This is a genomic window from Streptomyces sp. NBC_01275, assembly GCF_026340655.1.
In the GTDB taxonomy this organism is placed as follows: domain Bacteria; phylum Actinomycetota; class Actinomycetes; order Streptomycetales; family Streptomycetaceae; genus Streptomyces.
Genome location: NZ_JAPEOZ010000001.1, coordinates 910,540 through 928,344, shown reverse-complemented (window position 1 = coordinate 928,344; position 17,805 = coordinate 910,540). Strand labels below are relative to the sequence as shown.

The window sequence follows — 17,805 nt, the reverse complement described above, 5'->3', positions numbered from 1 at the left end:
CTGGCATTTCCCGCCTCGGTAACGGCGACTGCTGGGCGGGGCGGCCCCGATGGCCGTGTTCGGCGCGACGGACCTGGACCGCTTGCGCGACCTGGAGCGAGCCGGTCCGCTCGCGGCTCGAAGCGACCCGATGACAGAGGCGGCGCCGGCGTGCGGCTTCCTGGCGCTGCTGGGATATGGGCCAGCGCCGCGACTTGGAATTTGTAAACTGATCGGTTTACGATGGGCTTGAAACCGACCGGTTTCATCGGTCGGAGTCCGGCGGGAGTGCTGCATGCCCGGTTCCGCGTCGACGGCCGTGTGCGCCGGGATTGAACGTTCCGAGGGTCGCCGGACCGCAATGAAGCTGTCCGCCCTTCTCCGGATATGAGTGTGTTGTCCGAGACCGGAGTAAGTCATGAGTGGGATTCACCCGTTCCGCGTCCTGCGTGCCAAACCCCTGTGGATCGCCAACGGCGTCATCACGGGCGTACTCGCGCTGCTGTTCACCGTGTTCTACGTCGGGGCCAACATCGATCCCGTCGACCACATGAAGAATCTGCCCGTCGGTCTGGTCAACGCCGACAAGGGGGCTGATGCTGGCGGCGAGCAGATCAACCTGGGGAAACAGATCACCGAGTCGATCAAGAAGTCCAGTGCGAGCGGGGGCAAGATCGACTGGAAGGTGATGGATGAAAAGGAGATGAAGGAGGAGATCGGCAAGGGCAAGCTGTACGGCGCGCTCGTCGTCCCCGCCGACTTCACTTCCTCCACCACCGCACTCACCGGCGCCGCGACCACCGGGGCCCCGACCCGGCCGACGCTGACGGTGCTGACCAACCAGTCCGCCGGCAGTGTGGGCTCCAGTCTGGCCCGGACGGCGACGATGCAGGCGGCCGAGCACGCCTCGCTCCAGGTGGGCAAGGAGCTGACGGCCCAAAGTGGGACCGGGCAGGCGAAGCTGCCCGCCGCGGCGCGCGTCCTGCTGGCCGACCCGGCCGCCGTCACGGTCCAGGACGGCCATCCGCTCGACTCGCACAGCGGCCTGGGGCTGACGGCGTTCTACTACGCGCTCGTCCTGGTGGTCTGCGGCATGCTCTCCGCAAACGTCATCAGCGGCCAGGTGGACCACGCCCTCGGCTACACCCACAACGACATGGGCCCGCTGCGCCTGCACCGCCCGCTGATCCGGGCGACCCGGGTGCAGACCCTCGCCATCAGCAGCACTCTCATGGCCGGGCTGTCGCTGCTGATGGGGAGCCTGGTCATGGTGGGCGCGGTCGGCCTCATGGGGATGCACGCCGCCCATCTGCCACTGCTGTGGCTGTACTCGGTGTGCGCCATCGCGGTTTCCGGGATCGGTGCGCTCACCCTGCTCGCCGTGTTCGGTACGCCCGGCATGCTGGTGGTCACTCTGGTCTTCATCGGGATGGCGGTGCCGACGGCCAACGCAACCACGCCGCTTCAGGCGCTGCCCGGCTTCTACCGCTTCCTGGCGGAGTTCGAGCCGCTGCGGCAGATCACCGGCGGCATCCGCTCGATCCTCTACTACGACGCCCAGGCCGACGCCGGCCTGACCCGGGGCTGGGTCATGATGGCCGTCGGCCTCGCGGCAGCCGCCCTCTTCGGCTTCGGCGTGACGGGCTGGTACGACCGCAAGGGGTTGCACCGCATCCCCGCCGAGACGGAGCCCGCGAAGACCGCTGCCCCGCCGTAGCGGAAGGCGGCTCACCCAAGACGGGGCCATTACTCGGAGTGGCCCCGGTGTGCGGCGCCCCCGTGGGGACGAGAGGTGCGCGCACCATCAGGGCTCGGCGACGGTCTCTCCCCCAAGACCGTCGCCGAGCCTCTGGCTGGGCTCCAGGCGTCCGCACGGCGGCGGGCATCTCCCCGACACCCCATGGAAACCGATCGGTTTCTATTTCGTCCGATTCGAGTTAACCTCGCGGTATGACTACCGAAGTGAAGCAAAGTCCCCGGGAGCGGCTGCTGGAGGCCGCGGCCACGCTCACCTACCGCGACGGCGTCGGCATCGGCGTCGAGGCGCTGTGCAAGGCGGCGGGGGTGTCGAAGCGCTCCATGTACCAGCTGTTCGAGAGTAAGGATGAACTGCTGGCGGCGAGCCTGAAGGAGCGTGCCGCTGCCTTCGTGGCGATGGCTCTGCCTCCGGCGGACGATGGCCGTTCCCCCCGCGAGCGGATCCTGTACGTCTTCGAGCGGGTGGAGTCGCAGGCGGGTGCGGCTGAGTTCCGAGGCTGCCGCTACCTGGCTGTGCAGATCGAGCTCAAGGATCAGACCCACCCCGCGAGCCGGGTGGCACACCAGATCAAAGCGAACCTGACGGCCTTTTTCCGTGCCGAGGCCGAACAGGGTGGCGCGAGCAACCCTGACCTGCTGGCCCGGCAGCTGATCCTGGTCTTCGACGGCGCCAGCGCCCGCGCGGGGATCGGCGCCGACAATCTGGCCGGGCTCATCGCGCCCACTGTGGTCACCCTGCTCGATGCGGCAGACATGCACTGATCCGCCCCGTCTTCGAGCAGGATCGGCGACCGAAGCGCTCTTTCGGGTTGATGCCCGATTCCGGCAGCCGGAGCAGCGCCCATGGCCTCAAGCCCCGGCTTCCCTGCAATCGGAGGGAAGCCCGATGGCCGTAAGAGTGTTGCCGAGCATGCCACAGGCAAAGAAGCTTGTGGTCTCGCGGACGTCGGCCCCCAACGACAGGTGCACGGTTTCCCACAGGCTCATCCAGCCGGCCCGGACGAGCTCGCCCGTCTGGTCATCGCCCTCTGCCCCAGCGGCCTCGACGACGGCGTATCCCTGCATCTGCATCAGAAGCGTTTCGGGGCGCGCCGAGATCAGCCGCGCGTACGCGCCCGCCAAGGCGCCCAGAGCCTGCTCGCTGCCCGCTATCCCGTCGGTTGCCCGCTCGAAAGCCAGGCGGGTGTCTTCCATGCTCCGCACCAAGGCGGCGACGAAGATCGCCTTTTTGCCCGGGAAGAGCCGGAAGAGGTACGGCTGCGTGACGCCGACGCGTTTGGCGATCGCCTCGGTGGAGGTGCCGTAGTAGCCCTTGAGTGCGAACTCGGCGATCGCTGCGCGGACGACGCTTTCGCGTCTCTCCTGCGCACTGATCCTGGCCATGCCGTCATTGTGGCAGGCGCCGGTCGGTTTGCGTCTGCCGGCAAGGCGCCTGACCGGGCGCTGGTCCGCAGGGCCCTTGTGGCGGCCGGCCGCCATGAGTCGGGCTCCTGTCTGCCTTCGGTTATGCGCTGTTGAGCTGTCCACGGACTATCGTCCAGCGTCATGTCGATCACCGGTTGGCGAGTGCATTTCATCGCCCGCCGTCCCGGAGGCACCATCGCCGGAGGCCTGCCAACCTGAGCCGGCTACGGAAGGAGAACAGCGACCTGCGCCGCACCCTCGCTCTGTACGAGGAGGCCATCCGCCAGCAGGTCCTCGAAAACGACGCCCTGCGCAGCGGCGGCACCGTTCTTCCACTGCCCGACCGCAGCACGCCCGCGCCACCCGGGCCGTCCTGAATCCGCCCCCCGGAGGCGTCTGGCGTGCGAAAGGACGCTGGGCGTGGCGCGAAGCCAACTACCGATGATCAAGGGGAGTTCATCAAGCCGTGCGTGCAGACGTGCCCGTTCCCGCCCGGGTCGCATCCGCGCCCCAGCTGGCCAGCAGTCGCAGAGCCTCCGCCGACGGGGAGTTCGGTTCGGCGTGGTAGGTCACCAGCATCTGCTCGTGGGCGTCGGCCTGGTGGAACGACTCGAGACGGAGATCGAGTTCGCCGACGAGCGGGTGGTGCAGGCGCTGGATACCGTGGCACTTCTCCTTGACGTCGTGGGTGGCCCACAGCCGCCGGAACTCCTCGCTCTTCACGGAGAGTTCGCCCACCAGCGCGGACAGCCGGGGGTCGTCCGGATGAGAGCCGGCGTCCATGCGCAGCTGAGAGACGACGTCGCTGGCTTTGTGCTCCCAGTCCACGAACAGGTCGCGGTACTCGGGCCTCAGGAACACCAGCCGTGCCCAGTTCTGCTCCCTGGCCGGCAGCTCGGCCCAGTCGCCGAAGACCGCCGCGGCCATCCGGTTCCAGACGAGGATGTCCGAGCGCCGCCCCACGAGGATCGCCGGAACACCGTCCATGGTGTCCAGCAGCGTCCGCAGGGGACCCCGCACCTGCTGGGCGCGGCCGGCCGGCTTCTTCTGCTGCTTCGGCTTCGCCAGGTGCGTGAGGTGGGCGTGCTCGGCGTCGCTCAGCCTGAGCGCGCGGGCGATGGCATCGAGGACCTCCGCCGACACGGTCCGCCCGTTGCCCTGCTCCAGCCGCGTGTAGTACGCCACCGACACCCCGGCCAGCTGCGCCAGCTCCTCGCGGCGCAGCCCCGGCACCCGCCGGTACCGCCCGAAGCCCCGCAGCCCCACGTCCTCCGGCTTCAGCCGGGCCCGCCGGGTGCGCAGGAACTCACTGAGCTCGGCACGCGGGTCCAGAGCGCCGGCGACCAGCTCGTGCACCGGTTCGGGGTATTCGTCCATGCCTCGAGTATCCACGGTCGCACGCACACCATCCTGACCCAACCAGTGGTAGGCACCGCGCACGTACGCAATGCCGTGGCCTGGGTGGATGCCCGCCCGTCCGGGACGCTGGCCACCGTGCCCGGCCGGAAGGCGGCCGGGGCGTGGCTTGCATCAAGAACGGAGCACATCCCATGAGCGCAACACAGGGGATCGAGTCGAGGACGCACCGGACGGAAACGGCTGCGGAGGTGGTCGGCCGCCTTCGTGCGACGTTCAACACCGGCGTCACCCGCGGGCTGGACTGGCGCGTCAGCCAGCTGCAGCGGCTGCGGGCGCTGCTGGTCGAGAACGAGCAGGAGCTGATCGAAGCGCTCTGGGCGGACCTGAGGAAGAACGCTACCGAGGCGAAGGTGCAGGAGATCGACTTCACCGTCGCCGACATCGACGAGGCGCTGGCGAATCTCGACGACTGGCTTCAGCCTCGCCCGGTGGAGGTTCCTGCCCACTTCGGTCCCACGACAACGGCCTACACCACGTACGACCCGCTCGGGGTCGTGCTGGTGATCGCTCCGTGGAATTTCCCGCTGCACCTTCTCATCGACCCCATCATCGGCGCGCTGGCCGCCGGGAACACCGTGGTGGCCAAGCCGAGCGAGATGTCGGTGCACACATCGGCGGTCGCTTCACGCCTCCTGCGTGAGTACTTCGACGCCGACGTACTCACCGTGGTCGAGGGGGGCGCCGAGGAGACCACGGCCCTCCTGGCGCAGCGTTTCGACCACATCTTCTACACCGGCAACGGCACGGTCGGCCGGATCGTCATGGCCGCAGCCGCCAAGAACCTCACCCCGGTCACGCTCGAACTCGGAGGCAAGTCACCGGTCTTCGTGGCGCCCGACGCCGACGTGGACGAGACCGCGAAGCGGCTGGTCGGCGCCAAGTTCGGCAACACGGGGCAGCAGTGCATAGCCCCCGACTACGTTCTGACCGAACCTGCCACCGCCGCCGCACTGGTCCCCGCCCTGCGCGCAGCGGTCGAAGCCCAGTTCGGCTCCACCCCGCAGACCTCAGCCGACTTCGGCCGGATCATCAACGAGCGGCACTTCGACCGGCTCACCCGCCTGCTCGATTCCGGCCGGGCGGCGGTGGGAGGCCAGCACGACCGCGACGACCTGTACATCGCACCGACCGTGCTCACCGATGTCGACCCCGCATCACCGGTCATGCAGGAAGAGATCTTCGGTCCGATCCTCGCCGTCGTCGAAGTCGCCGACCTCGACGCCGCCATCGCCTTCATCAACGAACGCGAAAAGCCCCTCGCCCTCTACGCCTTCACCACCTCCGAGGACACCAAGTCGCGCCTGGTGAACGAGACTTCCTCCGGCGGCGTCGCCTGGGGCCAGCCGGTGATGCAACTGCTCATGCCCGGCCTGCCTTTCGGTGGCGTCGGCGAAAGCGGCATGGGCCGGTACCACGGCCGGTACTCCCTCGAGGCATTCAGCCACCTCAAGGCCGTCGCGGACGTCCCGCTCAGCTGAGCCCGCGCCTTCGTGAAGCAGGCCGTCCGACTGGTGATCTGCACAGCAGAAGGTGCCTCTGACCAGCGGCATGGGGATTGCTGAGGTCTCTGTCTTGTCGATCACCAGCTCCCCGGCACCCCGCAGGTCCGTGCCGCCGCCTGCCTCTTTCACCCGACCCATTCTTCGAAGGAAGCTGCTATGACCACCGCGTTCGACCCGATCGACCTGAGCGGCAAGACGCTCGCCAACCGCATCGCCATGGCGCCGATGACCCGCAGCCGCGCCGACGCTCCCGCAGCCACGGCGACGGAGCTGATGGCCACCTATTACGCCCAGCGCGCGAGCGCCGGCCTGATCATCACCGAGGGCATACAGCCGTCGGTCGGCGGCCAGGGCTACACCAACACCCCGGGCCTGCACTCCGCCCAGCAGGTCGACGCCTGGCGGGAGGTGACCGACGCCGTCCACGCCCAGGGCGGCACGATCTTCGCGCAGCTCATGCACACCGGCCGGATCAGCCACCCCAGCCTGCTGCCCGACGGACTCCTCCCCGTCGCCCCCTCCTCCGTCGCGGCGGCGGGCCAGGTGTTCACCTACCAGGGCCCCCAGGACTACGTCGCGCCGAAGGAACTGGACCAGGACGACATCGCCCAGACGATCGCCGACTACGCCGACGCCGCGCGCAACGCGATAGCCGCCGGTTTCGACGGCGTGGAGATCCACGGGGCGAACGGCTACCTGATCCACCAGTTCCTCGCCCCCAACACCAATCTGCGCACCGACAACTGGGGAGGTGGCGCCGCGGACCGGGTCCGCTTCGGCATCGAGGTCGCCACGGCCATCGCGGAGGCGATCGGCGGCCACCGGACCGGCTTCCGTATCTCTCCCGGCAACCCCTACAACGACATCGCCGAGACCGACCCGGCGGACGTGCTGGAGACCTACACCACCCTGATCGCCGGACTCGCCCGGCTGGACCTCGCCTACCTGCACCTGGTCGAGAGCCCGGACCGCGACCTGACCGACCGGCTGCGCAAGGACTGGCCGACGGCGTTCATCCTCAACCCCTTCACCCACCCCGAGGCCACCGGCCCCGGCGCACTCGCCCACATCGCGGACGGCACCGCGGACATCATCGCTTTCGGCGCGCTGTTCCTGGCCAACCCCGACCTGCCCGCCCGCCTCACAGCCGGCGGCCCCTACAACACCCCCGACACGGCCACCTTCTACGGCGGCGACCACCGCGGCTACACCGACTACCCGACGCTGCCCGCCGACAGCGCGTGAACCGAAAAGGGTCATCGCCGGCGAGTGCGGAGCCAAGCGCGGCGTGTCAGGCCACCGAAGTCCCTCTGGTCCTGACCTATGTGCCTGGTGGCGGCACTCGCCGCCTGCCACATCCAGCGGATCACCTTGGAGAACCAGCAGCTGAGAGAAGAGCTTGAGGCCGCGACGGGCGGCGCTCGCGGCGCGGGCGATCCCGGACACGGTGCCCTGCGCGTCGCCGCGCAGGGCAGGGCAGCATCGAAAGCTTGGACGACGCGTTCGCGACCGCGTCGGAGCACGGTGCCAGAACCGACGCCACCACTGGTCCAGGGCCCTTCACACCGGAGGGCCCTGACCCATGCCCGCAGTGGGACAACGGACAGAACGAAACCCCATCCATAACGCGCGTCACCAACAGCGCTCCGTCCCACCTTGGGCGAGACGCCGCAGCCGCCGCGCAGCCCGATCGGTCTCAGCGTGCAGACGGTGGCGCGGTCCGGATCGGGTTGGCGCTTGAGCTTGCGCATGGAAACCGATCAGTTTACTGTGAACAGAAACTGATCAGTTTCTGACGAATAAGGCATCCATGATGACGACGAACCGGCCGGTGGCACTCGTGACGGGTGCGTCATCCGGCATCGGGAAGGAAACCGCGCTCGCCCTGGTCGCAGCCGGATTCAACGTGGTCGGCACAAGCCGTGACACCTCACGCATCACCCCGCTCGACGGCGTGACGTTCCTCGGGCTCGACGTCGCCAGTGACGCCTCGGTCGCCACAGCGGTCCAGGAGGTGAGCGAACTGTTCGGGCGGATCGACGTCCTGGTCAACAACGCCGGCGTCGGCTCGACGGGTGCGGCCGAGGAAACCTCCGTCGAGCAAGCCCAGGCCGTCTTCGACACCAACGTCTTCGGGGTCATGCGCATGGTGAACGAGGTCCTGCCGCACATGCGCGCTCAGCGACGCGGGCGCATCATCAACATCTCGTCCGTACTCGGGTTCCTGCCCCAGCCCTACATGGCCGCCTACGCCGCCTCCAAGCACGCGATCGAGGGCTACACCGAGTCCCTCGACCACGAGGTCCGCGACCACGGCATCCGGGCGCTCATCGTCGAACCCGCCTACACCAGGACGGGATTCGAGGCCAACAGCGCCAAGCCTGACACCCCCCTGCACGCCTACGCGAAGCAGCGGCTCACCGTCGACCGCGTGATGGCGGAGGCGATCAGGGACGGCGACGCCCCCGCCATCGTCGCCAAGGCGATCGTCGCGGCGGCGACCGACGCCAAACCGAAGCTGCGCTACACCGCCGGCCCCCTGGCCGGACGCGCGCGCATACTGCGCCGCGTCGCTCCCGCCCAGGTCTTCGACAAGCAGATCCGCAAGATGAACAAGCTGGCCGGCTGACGCCTCCCGCACTCAAGCACCTGCAAGCAAAAGACGTTCAGACGTAAGACGTATGGAGCGACACATGGCGGAGACACAGATCGAGTTCGACGTTCCGGCAGAGATGCGTGACGGCACGGTGTTGCGTGCGGATGTTTACCGGCCCGGCGGTACGGGACCGTGGCCGGTGCTGCTGAGCCGGCTGCCGTACGGCAAGCAGACGCCCATGATGGGCGTCGTACTCGATCCTCTGGCGGCTGCCCGGCACGGTTTCATGGTGGTCCTCCAGGACACCCGTGGCCGGTTCGCCTCCGAGGGCGAGTGGGAGCCGTTCACGCATGAGGAGAGCGACGGTTACGACACCGTACGGTGGGCCGCCGCCCTCCCCGGCTCGAACGGCTCCGTCGGCATGATCGGCGGCAGCTACTTCGGCAACACCCAGTGGATGGCGGCGCTGTCCAAGCCGCCGGAGCTGAAGGCCATCGCGCCGATGATCACCTGGTCCGACCCGGACGACGGACTGTGGACACGTGGCGGCGCGATCGAGCTCGGCCTCAGCGTGCCCTGGTCGCTCCTGCAGGGGGCCGACACCCTGATGCGCCGTTACTCCACCGATCTGGACGGGCTCGTGAACGGCATCACCGGGCTCGTGCAGGATTTCGACGGCCTGGCGAGCGGCGGTTACGGGGAGCTGCCCGCCGGTCGGTTTCCCGCGTTCGCCCGGCACGACCTGCCCGAGCTGGGCTACGAGCGTTCCCGGCGGGAGCCCGAGTGGGCGGCGTCCTGCACCGTCGTGGGCCGGCACGGCGAGGTCGATCTGCCCACCTTCCAGGTCGGCGGCTGGTTCGACATCTTCGGCCAGGGCACACTCGACAACTTCACCGCCATGCGCCGCGCCGGCCGGTCCGCCACGCTGGTCATGGGCCCGTGGACCCACACCAACTGGCGGCACGTGGTCGGGGACGTCAACTTCGGGTTCGGTGCGCACTCCGACTACATGGGCATGCGCGGACGCCTGCACGACATGCAGTTCGACTGGTTCCATCGCACCCTCGGCGAAGGCGGCGAAGGCGGAGCTGTGGGGCCGGACACGGGCACGGTGCTGCTGTTCGTCATGGGCATCAACCAGTGGCGCGAGGAGACGGAATGGCCTCTGTCGCGGGCCGTGGACACGGACTTCCACCTGCGCGCGGACGGACGCCTGACGCAGGAGCCGCCGTCCACCGCCGAGCAGGCCGAGGAGTTCACCTACGACCCCATGGACCCGGTGCCGACCACCGGCGGCGCGCTCCTCATGGGCGGCGGGCTCCTGAACACCGACGAGTTCCGTCCCGGGCCGCTCGACCAGGCGGCCGTCGAGGCGCGCGAGGACGTCCTGGTGTTCACCACCGAACCGCTCACCGAGGACGTCGAGGTGACCGGCCGGGTCCGGGCGGTGCTCTTCGCTGCCACGGACGGACCCTCGACCGACTGGGTGGCACGCCTGTGCGACGTCGATGAGAGCGGTGTCTCCCGCAATGTGACCGACGGCATCGTGCGGGTGCGCGCGGCGACGCCAGGGGAGGCGGCCGAGCACGTCGTGGACCTGTGGTCGACCAGCATCGTCTTCAAGGCGGGCCACCGGATACGGGTCCAGGTCACCTCCAGCAACTTCCCCCGCTGGGACCGCAACCTCAACACGGGCGAGCCGGAGGAGAGCGCGACCACGGTCAGAGTGGCCCGCCAGCGCGTCCTCCACGACCCCGCCCGCCCCTCCCGCATCGTCCTGCCGGTGGTTCCGGTCCCATAAGAAGCACCGGAGATCCACACGGTGGACATGGGCGACTCCATCTCGCACAGGGTGATCCTCGGCACTACGTCCGTCGAGCCGCCACAGACGTGGGATTGATCGTCACCCACCGGCCTGATCCGTTTACCTCCCAACGCACCAGCGACCGGGGCGCCTGTGCATGCGGCGTCGAGGCGCTCGGCCACCGGCGCGGTGTCGCGTCGGCGACAGGCGACACAAGGAGGGCCGGATCGGGGGCCGGATCATCCCGCGACTCTGGTACGTGGGCTCCAGCTCACGCACGGTGCGCGACCCGTCCGTACGGGGCCGCGCGCCGGCCCCCGCGGACTGGGCCTCTCGTCGCGAGGTCGCGACGCCACAAAGGTCGTCGGGGCCGTCGGGCCTGTCTTCCCTGCCGTCGCGCGCCTCGCCGATCCGCCCGCCGTACTTGAGCTGCCCTTGCGCCGCCGGTGGCCGGCCGCCCTTGGTCGCCGACCCCAGGCCGGCTCGCGAGTGCGAGCGGCCGAGCACGTCGGCGACACCGAGCCGTACGGCACGCCACTCCTCATGTCACCCCGCTGACCTCCGCCTGAGGCCCAGCCAGGCCACGTCGATCACTGTCGGCGGGCTCGCGGCTTCACCGGCCTGCGCCCGGCGAGTACGGACTTCGCCGATGGACACGAGGCCAGCCCCTGGTGCCTGAGGTCCGCCGGACTTGCATCACGAAACCGATCGGTTTACGGTGGTGAAACCGATCGGTTTTCATCTTCGTGGAGGTAGTCATGACAGCAATCAAGGGCGCCAGCGTCTTCGTCACCGGAGGCAGCCGTGGCATCGGCAAGATGCTGGTCGAGGAGCTCTATGCGCGTGGGGCCGGCAAGGTCTATGCCACGGCCCGTGACCCGCGCACGGTGACTCACCCCGATGCCGTTCCGCTGGCGCTCGAGGCCACCGACCCGGCATCCGTGGCAGCCGCAGCCGAGCAGGCCCAGGACGTCACCATCCTGATCAACAACGCCGGCGCCTCCGTCCGTGCTTCGTACCTCAACTCCCCGATGGAGGACGTGCGCCGGGATCTGGAGACCAACTTCTACGGGCCGCTGCTGGTCACCCGGGCCTTCGTGCCGGTCATCGAACGCAACGGCGGGGGCCACATCCTCAACGCCCATTCCGCCCTGTCCTGGCTGGCCGACGGCACGCCCTACGGCGCCTCCAAGGCCGCCCTGTGGTCGCAGACCAACTCCCTGCGCCTGGAGCTGCAGCCGCGCGGCATCGCGGTGACCGGGCTCCACATGGCCTACGTGGACACTGAAATGACCTCGGGTCTCGACGCACCCAAGGCCGACCCCCGCGACATCGCTGTGGCCGCACTCGACGGCATCGAGGCGGGAGCACACGAGGTGCTGGCCGACGACACCACCCGCTGGGTCAAGTCGCAGCTGTCCTCCGACCTGGAAGCCATGTACGCCCAGCTGAAGAAGTGACACCACCCGCGTTTCCAGGGAGCCGCGTGTCCAAGCTCGCCCACCCACCGCTTCGTCGATGTGAACGGGGTCCGGCTGCACATCGCCGAACAAGGGCAGGCCGCTGATCCTGCTGCTGCACGGCTGGCCGGAGACCTGGTACTCCGGGCGTCACCAGTTCGGGGCGCTGGCGGCGGCCGGGTACCGGGTCGTCGCCCCCGACCAGCGCGGCTACGCCGGGAGTCACCCGCTCTCCCGGGGTGGCCGACAGAGGACGACATTCCGGCGTACGTGCAGGAGTTCGTCCTGCACGGCGAGCGGGCGTTCACCGGGGCCTTCGACTGGTGCCGGAACATCGAACGCAACAACGAACTGCTCGCACCCCTCCGGGGTCTCGGGATCGACGGTCCTGCGCTGTATGTGGTGGGAGACCACGACCTTGGTCACCGCGCCGGGTCCCCTGGGCGGGGCAGCTCGCTGAGTGAGATTTTCCGTGGTCAGGGCGGGTCGGGCAACCCGCTGACCGCTGCCGTGCCTCAACTGCACGGCCCGGTGGTGCTGCCGGGTTGCGGGCACTGGACACAGCAGGAGCGTCCCGCCGAGGTCGACGCCGCACTCCTCGACTTCCCTCACCCGCATCGACGACCCCGCGTCCCGATGACGCTACGCGGCATCCGCCACGTGGCTTTCTCAACAACTGAATCCCCCCACCACCAGACAGAGGACACATTGATGCCAGAGCGCAACCCCATCCTGATCACCGGTGCCGCCGGCGAAGTCGGCGGTGTGAGCCGGACGATGGTCGACATGCTGCTCGAACAAGGGCACCCGGTGCGCGCGTTCGTGCGCCAGGACGACGAGCGCGCGCATGCGCTCCGCCAGGCCGGGGCCGAGGTCTTCGTCGGTGACCTGCTCACCATCGCCGACGTGAGCGCCGCGCTGAAGGGCGTCCGCCGCATCTACTTCAGCATGAGCCTGTCGCCGTACTACACCGACGCCGTCAGCCTGATGGCCGCCGCGGCACGGGCCCAGGGCGACATCGAGGTCTTCGTCAACATCTCCGAGTACGAGCAGTCGTTCATGACGTTCGACAAGATGACCGCGCCGGAGGATGAGCGGCGTGCGTGGCTCGGCGGACTCGTCGCCAACTGGTCGCCGCAGCAACGCGCCCACTGGGTCGCCGAGCAGGTGCTGGACTGGTCCGGCCTCCCGACAGTCAACATCCGGGCGGCCATGTTCGTCGAGAACCCCCTGATGACCTGGCTGGCGCTGGAGCCGCTGAGCAGGGGTGAACTGCGCCTGCCCTTCGGTGACCACCGGCTCGCGCCCATCGCGGGCTACGACGTGGCGGAGCTGTGCGTGAAGATCCTGGCCGACCCGGCTGAGCACATCTCGAAGTCCTACGACCTCAACGGCCCGGAACTGAAGGACATGCACGGGTTCGCGGAGGACTACGCGGCCGTTCTGGGACGCGAGGTCACGTACGTTCCCGAAGACGTTGAAACCTGGAACGAAACCTACGTCGACACCGCCCTGTCCGCGCTCCCGCACACTGCGGAGCACCTCAAAACCCTGACCCGGCTGAAGGGCGGCGGCGGCTACCGCGGCACCACCGACCAGCTGGAAACCCTGCTCGGACGCCCGCCGAAGACCGTGCGGTGGGCGCTGGAGAACCACCCGCGCATCCGGAAGCTGGCGTCTGCCTGAACCGCTGAGCGATCCGGCCCACCTCTCCAACTCGTGGGATCCCGCCCTTTGACGCGTGGAGGTGGCTTGCGAGGGTCAGCACCGGGCTGGATCAACCCGGCGCTGACCCTGAACGTTCAGCAAAACGCTCTCACCTGTAGAAACAGACATCCGAGGGATTCATAGGTCGCTCTACGGATCTGGAAGGCGAGGGCCATTCACGTCGACCTCGACGGTGAGGGAACCGGCGGGGTGCCGGACGCGGACGGTGTGGCCGGTGGCGCTGTTGGGGCGACCTCGCCGGGTACCGAGCCAGGCAGGTGGGCGGCGACCGCGGTGCAGACGGCACCGCTCACCCGGCAGGCACGAAGCACCGAGCACCCGGGCCAGGCATGCCCGCAGCTACGAACCCCACCCTCACTGTTCCGAAGCGATATTCCACGTCGCGGTGATCGCACTCATAAGCTGACGACTCACCCGCGAAGCGCTGTGCTCCGTGGCGAGTTCCGGCACTGTGGCGCCGGCCTCGTACCGTGCGCGCAGGGACAGCGCGACCTTGTACCGTTCGGCGGCCCGTGCTGCGGCGCGCATCCGCAGGGTCTGCTGCGTGGTGCGCACGGTGCCGCCGGCTTCGATCAGCAGGCGCCGGGCACCGCGCCTCGTCTCTCCCGCCGCTGCGGCGAGTTCGGTGAGAGTTGCGCCGTGCTGCTCGTACAGGGTGCGCAGACGGGCCGCGAGTCGCCTGCGGGCTTGTGGGTTCTGCCGCATCCGGCGGGTCTGCCAGGAGGTGCGCATGACGGTTCCGGCGTCGTGCAGCCGGTTGAGGACCGTGCCGTACGACAGGCCGCTGGCGGTGACGAGTTCGTCGACCGTGGCACCGGCCTCGTACTGCTTGCGCAGGGCCTGGGGCGTCACCGCCTCGCTCGTGCCGGGGCCGGGTGGGGGATGTGGGTTCATGCGACGGACTCCCATTCGCTGAGGGCTTCGGCATGGGCGGCGGCCAGCTCGTCGTAACTGCGCTGGTCCGATGGGGTGATGAGGATCAGCCGGCCGTCGGTGGCGACCCGCCAGTCGGCGGCAGGACGGCCTGTGGCCGGGTCGAGGACCCGCCCCCCCCGGGGCGTGTCACGGCGGTGGGATCTCGTCGGGGCGCGGCACTGGTACCAGGACCTGGCGGCCGTCGCAGATGATCACGAGAGCCTTGCTGCGGTGCTCCGCAAGCCGGTCCAGTGCCTCCTGGTAGGCCGCCCGCTCGGCCGCGTGCAGGGCCTTGCGCCGGGCCGCGAGGCCCCTGGTGCCGTGTTGCTCGGCGACCTTGTCCCAGCCCTGTGCCGACGCTGCGGTGCGGCCGTTGTCGGCGTCCGGGAGGCGGATACCGAAGCCCTCCAGCGCACGTGGCGCGAGGGCCCAGGTCTCCCCGGTGTGCTCGACGAGACCGTGGTCGGCGAGGCGCCGCAGGGACCGGTAGGTGGTGGCGCGGGAGACCGAGGAAGTGCCGACGAGCTCAATGACCGCCTGGTCCGGGCGCTGGTGCAGAGCACTGATGATCATGAGGGCGGCGCTGCCGAGGCCTTGGTGGGCGAAGGCATCAAGGCCCATCAGGTGGCCGAGGACGGTGGAGTCGATGACGGCCGTCGTGGCCGTCTCAGGGGTGGTCCACTCCTCAAGTGCCGGGTCGGGGGGGTACTGAGTGGTCCGGAAACGAGACGGCCAAGTGTCCAGGTGCCAGGTCGAGCCTTCGCGGCCGTGGCCGACTCGCAGCCGGCGCAGCCAGCCGTGCGGTTTGAGGACCTTCTCGTAGACGGCTCGCAGCGTCGTGCGGGAGATGCCGGCTTCTTCGGCGGTCTGCCGTTCGCTGGCGTGGTGCAGGGGGCCGCCCGCGATCTCGGCGAAGTTCAGATGCGCCCGCAGTACCCGCAGCGCGGTACGTCCCCGCTCGCCGCGCCAGGGCGTGGTCTCGATGCGGTCGCGCAGCGCAGCGAGAACCTCGTATACCTCGTGCCGGGACCTGAGAAGCCTGGTGGTGCTGACCGCTTCCGAAGCGCTGGCCCACACCCGGCGGATGTAGCCCAAGGCACACGACTGCCCGGAACGCAGCGCGATGCTCCAGGCGTGCCTGCCGCCCTCATGCTCCGGGTGCAGCAGGAACTGCGTCAGCTGGTCGATGGTGCCACCGGCATGGGCCACGTGGCAGGCGATGGCCGCGGTGATCCGGTGCCCGTGCTCGGCAGCGCCCGCGCGGTTTTCACGCAGGACCAGACTTCGGCCGTTGGAGGCGAGCCTGCTGTAACTGCCGGTGGCGTAGCTGCCGGTGAGGTCTCCGAGCCGAATGAGATCGGTCGCGGCCGACGGAAGCTGGACGGGGCTGAGAATTCCGCGGAATTCGGTGGAGTTTCGTTGAGAGAGGGCGTGATGGGTGCTGTCTGGCACGGTGGAGTCGTCTCGCAAAGACGTGGACGCCACCCAGGCCCGCTAAGACCACGAGTGGTGTCCGGAACCGACCTCCGTCGGCGCCGGCAAGGTCTCCAGAATGGCCGTCCTGGAAACCCTCGAATGCCTGGCCCCGAGCGGAGGCAGGCGTCCCCATCGCAGCTCGACCGAGGTCGAAACAGAGCACCGCCAGAGTGGTCCACTGGTGATCCACACCGGCCAACTCAGGTCCCTCAGAGGCCTGTTGCGGAGGTCGCTGCCTCTGACTGTCTCCGAGCGACCCGGGTCGAACCGGGGTCGAATCAGAGCGGTTTCCTCTGACTCTGGACGTGTGTGTCCTTGGCGCGTTCCAGGTGTCAGAAACCGGCGATCTCGCGAACTGGTCGACGGGCGAGCCCGGCGCGATTCCCGCCGTCGGCGGAGCGATGGATCTCGCGATCGGCGCGAAGTCGTTCTACGTGATGACCGACCTGCTCACCAAGCAGGGCACGCCGAAACTCGTCGCCACCTGCACCTACCCGCTGACCGGAGTGCGCTGCGTGACCCGCATCTGCACCGATCACGCGGTGCTCGACGTCACGCCCGACGGACTGCGCGTGCGCGAGACGTTCGGCGACAACACGGTGGACTCCCTGGCGGCTCTGACCGGACGTTGTTCGGCATCATCCGCAGCGCGTCGGCGGCCTTGTGGACGGTCGCGCCGTCGTGCTCGGCGACGTACTGGAGCAGGGCCGACTGCTGCTCGGGGAGCTTGGGGTAGGGCAGGGGGATCAAAGCCCGGCTGGCGTCCTGCCGGCGCTCCGGGGCCTCGTCGGTCGGCGCCGTCACCAGCCGGGCCAACCGCGGAAGAGCCGCTGAGGGGGGGGCGCCCACTCCGAAGAGCCCCCTCAGCGGCGTGTGCTTCCGCCGTCCGCGACGACGATCTGCCCCGTGATGAACGCGGCGTCGTCGGAGGCGAGAAACGCCACGACGCCCGAGACGTCGGCCGGCATCTGGACCCGCTTGATGTTCTGCATCCGCACGGTCTGCTCGAAGAAGAGCTCGCTCGTCTTCTCCGCGGCCGTGGCTGTCCGGACCAGGCTCGCTGCGACGCCGTTGACGGTGATGTGGTGAGCGGCGAGGTCGGCGGCCAGGACCGAGGTGAATCCGTTCAGCGCGCCCTTGGCGGAGACATAGGAGACGAAGGGAGGCGGCGGAGTCCAGTAGCTCGCGGACGTGATGTTGATGATCCGTCCCGACCCGGACTCCTTCAGGTCCGACAGGAACGCCCGGGAGGCCAGGAAGGGGCCGTCCACGTTGACGGCGAAGGTGCGACGCCATTCCTCGAAGGTCACGTGGTCGATGTCGGCCGGAAGAACGACGGCCGCGTTGTTCACCAGGATGTCGGCGGCGCCGAGCTCACGTCGGACCCGGGCGGCGAACCCGTGGATGGCGTCCTCGTCCGAGACGTCGACCTTGTCGCTGAAGAATCGCCGGCCGGTCTCCGCGACGAGGTCCCGCGTCTCGTCGGCCGGATCGATGTCCGCGACCGCGATGTCCGCTCCCTCCGCCGCGAGCCTGCGCGCGATCTCCTGCCCGATGCCCGTACTGCCTCCGGTCACGACGGCGGTCCTGCCCGTCAGCCTCCCAGCCATCAGTCACTGCTCCTTCCGGTGCTGCCGGGCGGCCGTGGCCAGGCCGTCCCCCAGGGATGGTGCGCTTCGAGACCGCGGATCAGCGGCGGCTTGTTCGTCCAATGAACATGGCTGTTGAGCGTGACGGGGGTCGTTCCTACCTTGACGCTGCTCG

Annotated in this window: 13 protein-coding genes and 3 pseudogenes; 10 read left to right on the top strand and 6 right to left on the bottom strand. The window is 69.0% G+C overall.

Translation table 11 applies throughout. The features are described 5' to 3' along the window. The first annotated feature begins 397 nt into the window (after positions 1–397). Complete coding sequence (locus OG562_RS04110; protein ID WP_266393689.1) at positions 398–1,696, top strand: SNG1 family protein; 1,299 nt, start codon at positions 398–400, stop codon at positions 1,694–1,696. Positions 1,697–1,929: 233 nt separating this feature from the next. After that, on the top strand, positions 1,930–2,499 hold the full coding sequence (locus tag OG562_RS04105; protein WP_266393688.1) for a TetR/AcrR family transcriptional regulator: 570 nt from the start codon (positions 1,930–1,932) through the stop codon (positions 2,497–2,499). Between the two features lie 87 nt (positions 2,500–2,586). Here the strand turns inward: OG562_RS04105 and OG562_RS04100 are convergent, their stop codons facing one another. Next, on the bottom strand, positions 2,587–3,120 hold the full coding sequence (locus OG562_RS04100; protein WP_266409004.1) for a TetR/AcrR family transcriptional regulator: 534 nt from the start codon (positions 3,118–3,120) through the stop codon (positions 2,587–2,589). Between the two features lie 480 nt (positions 3,121–3,600). Continuing rightward, positions 3,601–4,518, bottom strand: a complete 918-nt coding sequence (locus OG562_RS04095; protein WP_266393686.1) for a helix-turn-helix domain-containing protein — start codon at positions 4,516–4,518, stop codon at positions 3,601–3,603. A gap of 173 nt (positions 4,519–4,691) precedes the next feature. On the opposite strand from OG562_RS04095, the gene OG562_RS04090 reads away from it, so the two are divergent. From OG562_RS04090 to OG562_RS04060, 7 genes and pseudogenes are all read left to right on the top strand, one after another. Beyond that, on the top strand, positions 4,692–6,038 hold the full coding sequence (locus OG562_RS04090; RefSeq protein ID WP_266393684.1) for an aldehyde dehydrogenase family protein: 1,347 nt from the start codon (positions 4,692–4,694) through the stop codon (positions 6,036–6,038). A gap of 180 nt (positions 6,039–6,218) precedes the next feature. Further along, positions 6,219–7,307, top strand: a complete 1,089-nt coding sequence (locus tag OG562_RS04085; protein ID WP_266393682.1) for an alkene reductase — start codon at positions 6,219–6,221, stop codon at positions 7,305–7,307. Between the two features lie 568 nt (positions 7,308–7,875). Further along, a complete protein-coding gene (locus OG562_RS04080; protein ID WP_266409001.1) occupies positions 7,876–8,691 on the top strand; it encodes an oxidoreductase in 816 nt (271 codons plus the stop codon). A 64-nt stretch (positions 8,692–8,755) separates the two neighbouring features. Next, the gene (locus OG562_RS04075; protein WP_266393680.1) at positions 8,756–10,459 is read left to right on the top strand and encodes a CocE/NonD family hydrolase; all 1,704 of its coding nucleotides are present in this window, start codon (positions 8,756–8,758) and stop codon (positions 10,457–10,459) included. 761 nt (positions 10,460–11,220) lie between these two features. After that, positions 11,221–11,922 (top strand): SDR family oxidoreductase, encoded by a 702-nt coding sequence (locus OG562_RS04070; RefSeq protein WP_266393676.1) that lies wholly within the window; start codon positions 11,221–11,223, stop codon positions 11,920–11,922. Positions 11,923–11,982: 60 nt separating this feature from the next. Then, a pseudogene (locus OG562_RS45950) lies at positions 11,983–12,528 on the top strand (alpha/beta fold hydrolase); the annotation flags it as partial. A 30-nt stretch (positions 12,529–12,558) separates the two neighbouring features. Further along, a complete protein-coding gene (locus OG562_RS04060; protein ID WP_323187642.1) occupies positions 12,559–13,608 on the top strand; it encodes an NmrA family NAD(P)-binding protein in 1,050 nt (349 codons plus the stop codon). Positions 13,609–14,004: 396 nt separating this feature from the next. Here the strand turns inward: OG562_RS04060 and OG562_RS04055 are convergent, their stop codons facing one another. Continuing rightward, positions 14,005–14,544 carry a helix-turn-helix domain containing protein gene (locus OG562_RS04055; protein ID WP_266393674.1) on the bottom strand — a complete coding sequence of 180 codons (540 nt, stop codon included), beginning with the start codon at positions 14,542–14,544 and terminating at the stop codon, positions 14,005–14,007. 168 nt (positions 14,545–14,712) lie between these two features. Beyond that, a complete protein-coding gene (locus OG562_RS04050) occupies positions 14,713–16,017 on the bottom strand; it encodes a transcriptional regulator (RefSeq protein WP_266393672.1) in 1,305 nt (434 codons plus the stop codon). A 323-nt stretch (positions 16,018–16,340) separates the two neighbouring features. On the opposite strand from OG562_RS04050, the pseudogene OG562_RS04045 reads away from it, so the two are divergent. Beyond that, positions 16,341–16,622: pseudogene (locus OG562_RS04045) on the top strand (CoA-transferase); the annotation flags it as partial. A gap of 37 nt (positions 16,623–16,659) precedes the next feature. Here OG562_RS04045 and OG562_RS04040 read toward each other — a convergent pair. Together OG562_RS04040 and OG562_RS04035 are read right to left on the bottom strand one after the other, a co-directional pair. Further along, positions 16,660–16,779 (bottom strand): annotated as a pseudogene (locus OG562_RS04040) (MarR family transcriptional regulator); the annotation flags it as partial. Positions 16,780–16,904: 125 nt separating this feature from the next. Then, on the bottom strand, positions 16,905–17,651 hold the full coding sequence (locus OG562_RS04035) for an SDR family NAD(P)-dependent oxidoreductase (RefSeq protein ID WP_266393670.1): 747 nt from the start codon (positions 17,649–17,651) through the stop codon (positions 16,905–16,907). Positions 17,652–17,805 lie beyond the last annotated feature (154 nt).

What these genes read in the sequence shown, in the direction of transcription:
- OG562_RS04110 (WP_266393689.1), top strand. Translation starts at nt 398, where the DNA reads ATGAGTGGGATTCACCCGTTCCGCGTCCTGCGTGCCAAACCCCTGTGG.
- OG562_RS04105 (WP_266393688.1), top strand. Translation starts at nt 1,930, where the DNA reads ATGACTACCGAAGTGAAGCAAAGTCCCCGGGAGCGGCTGCTGGAGGCC.
- OG562_RS04100 (WP_266409004.1), bottom strand. Translation starts at nt 3,120, where the DNA reads ATGGCCAGGATCAGTGCGCAGGAGAGACGCGAAAGCGTCGTCCGCGCA.
- OG562_RS04095 (WP_266393686.1), bottom strand. Translation starts at nt 4,518, where the DNA reads ATGGACGAATACCCCGAACCGGTGCACGAGCTGGTCGCCGGCGCTCTG.
- OG562_RS04090 (WP_266393684.1), top strand. Translation starts at nt 4,692, where the DNA reads ATGAGCGCAACACAGGGGATCGAGTCGAGGACGCACCGGACGGAAACG.
- OG562_RS04085 (WP_266393682.1), top strand. Translation starts at nt 6,219, where the DNA reads ATGACCACCGCGTTCGACCCGATCGACCTGAGCGGCAAGACGCTCGCC.
- OG562_RS04080 (WP_266409001.1), top strand. Translation starts at nt 7,876, where the DNA reads ATGACGACGAACCGGCCGGTGGCACTCGTGACGGGTGCGTCATCCGGC.
- OG562_RS04075 (WP_266393680.1), top strand. Translation starts at nt 8,756, where the DNA reads ATGGCGGAGACACAGATCGAGTTCGACGTTCCGGCAGAGATGCGTGAC.
- OG562_RS04070 (WP_266393676.1), top strand. Translation starts at nt 11,221, where the DNA reads ATGACAGCAATCAAGGGCGCCAGCGTCTTCGTCACCGGAGGCAGCCGT.
- OG562_RS04060 (WP_323187642.1), top strand. Translation starts at nt 12,559, where the DNA reads ATGACGCTACGCGGCATCCGCCACGTGGCTTTCTCAACAACTGAATCC.
- OG562_RS04055 (WP_266393674.1), bottom strand. Translation starts at nt 14,544, where the DNA reads ATGAACCCACATCCCCCACCCGGCCCCGGCACGAGCGAGGCGGTGACG.
- OG562_RS04035 (WP_266393670.1), bottom strand. Translation starts at nt 17,651, where the DNA reads ATGGCTGGGAGGCTGACGGGCAGGACCGCCGTCGTGACCGGAGGCAGT.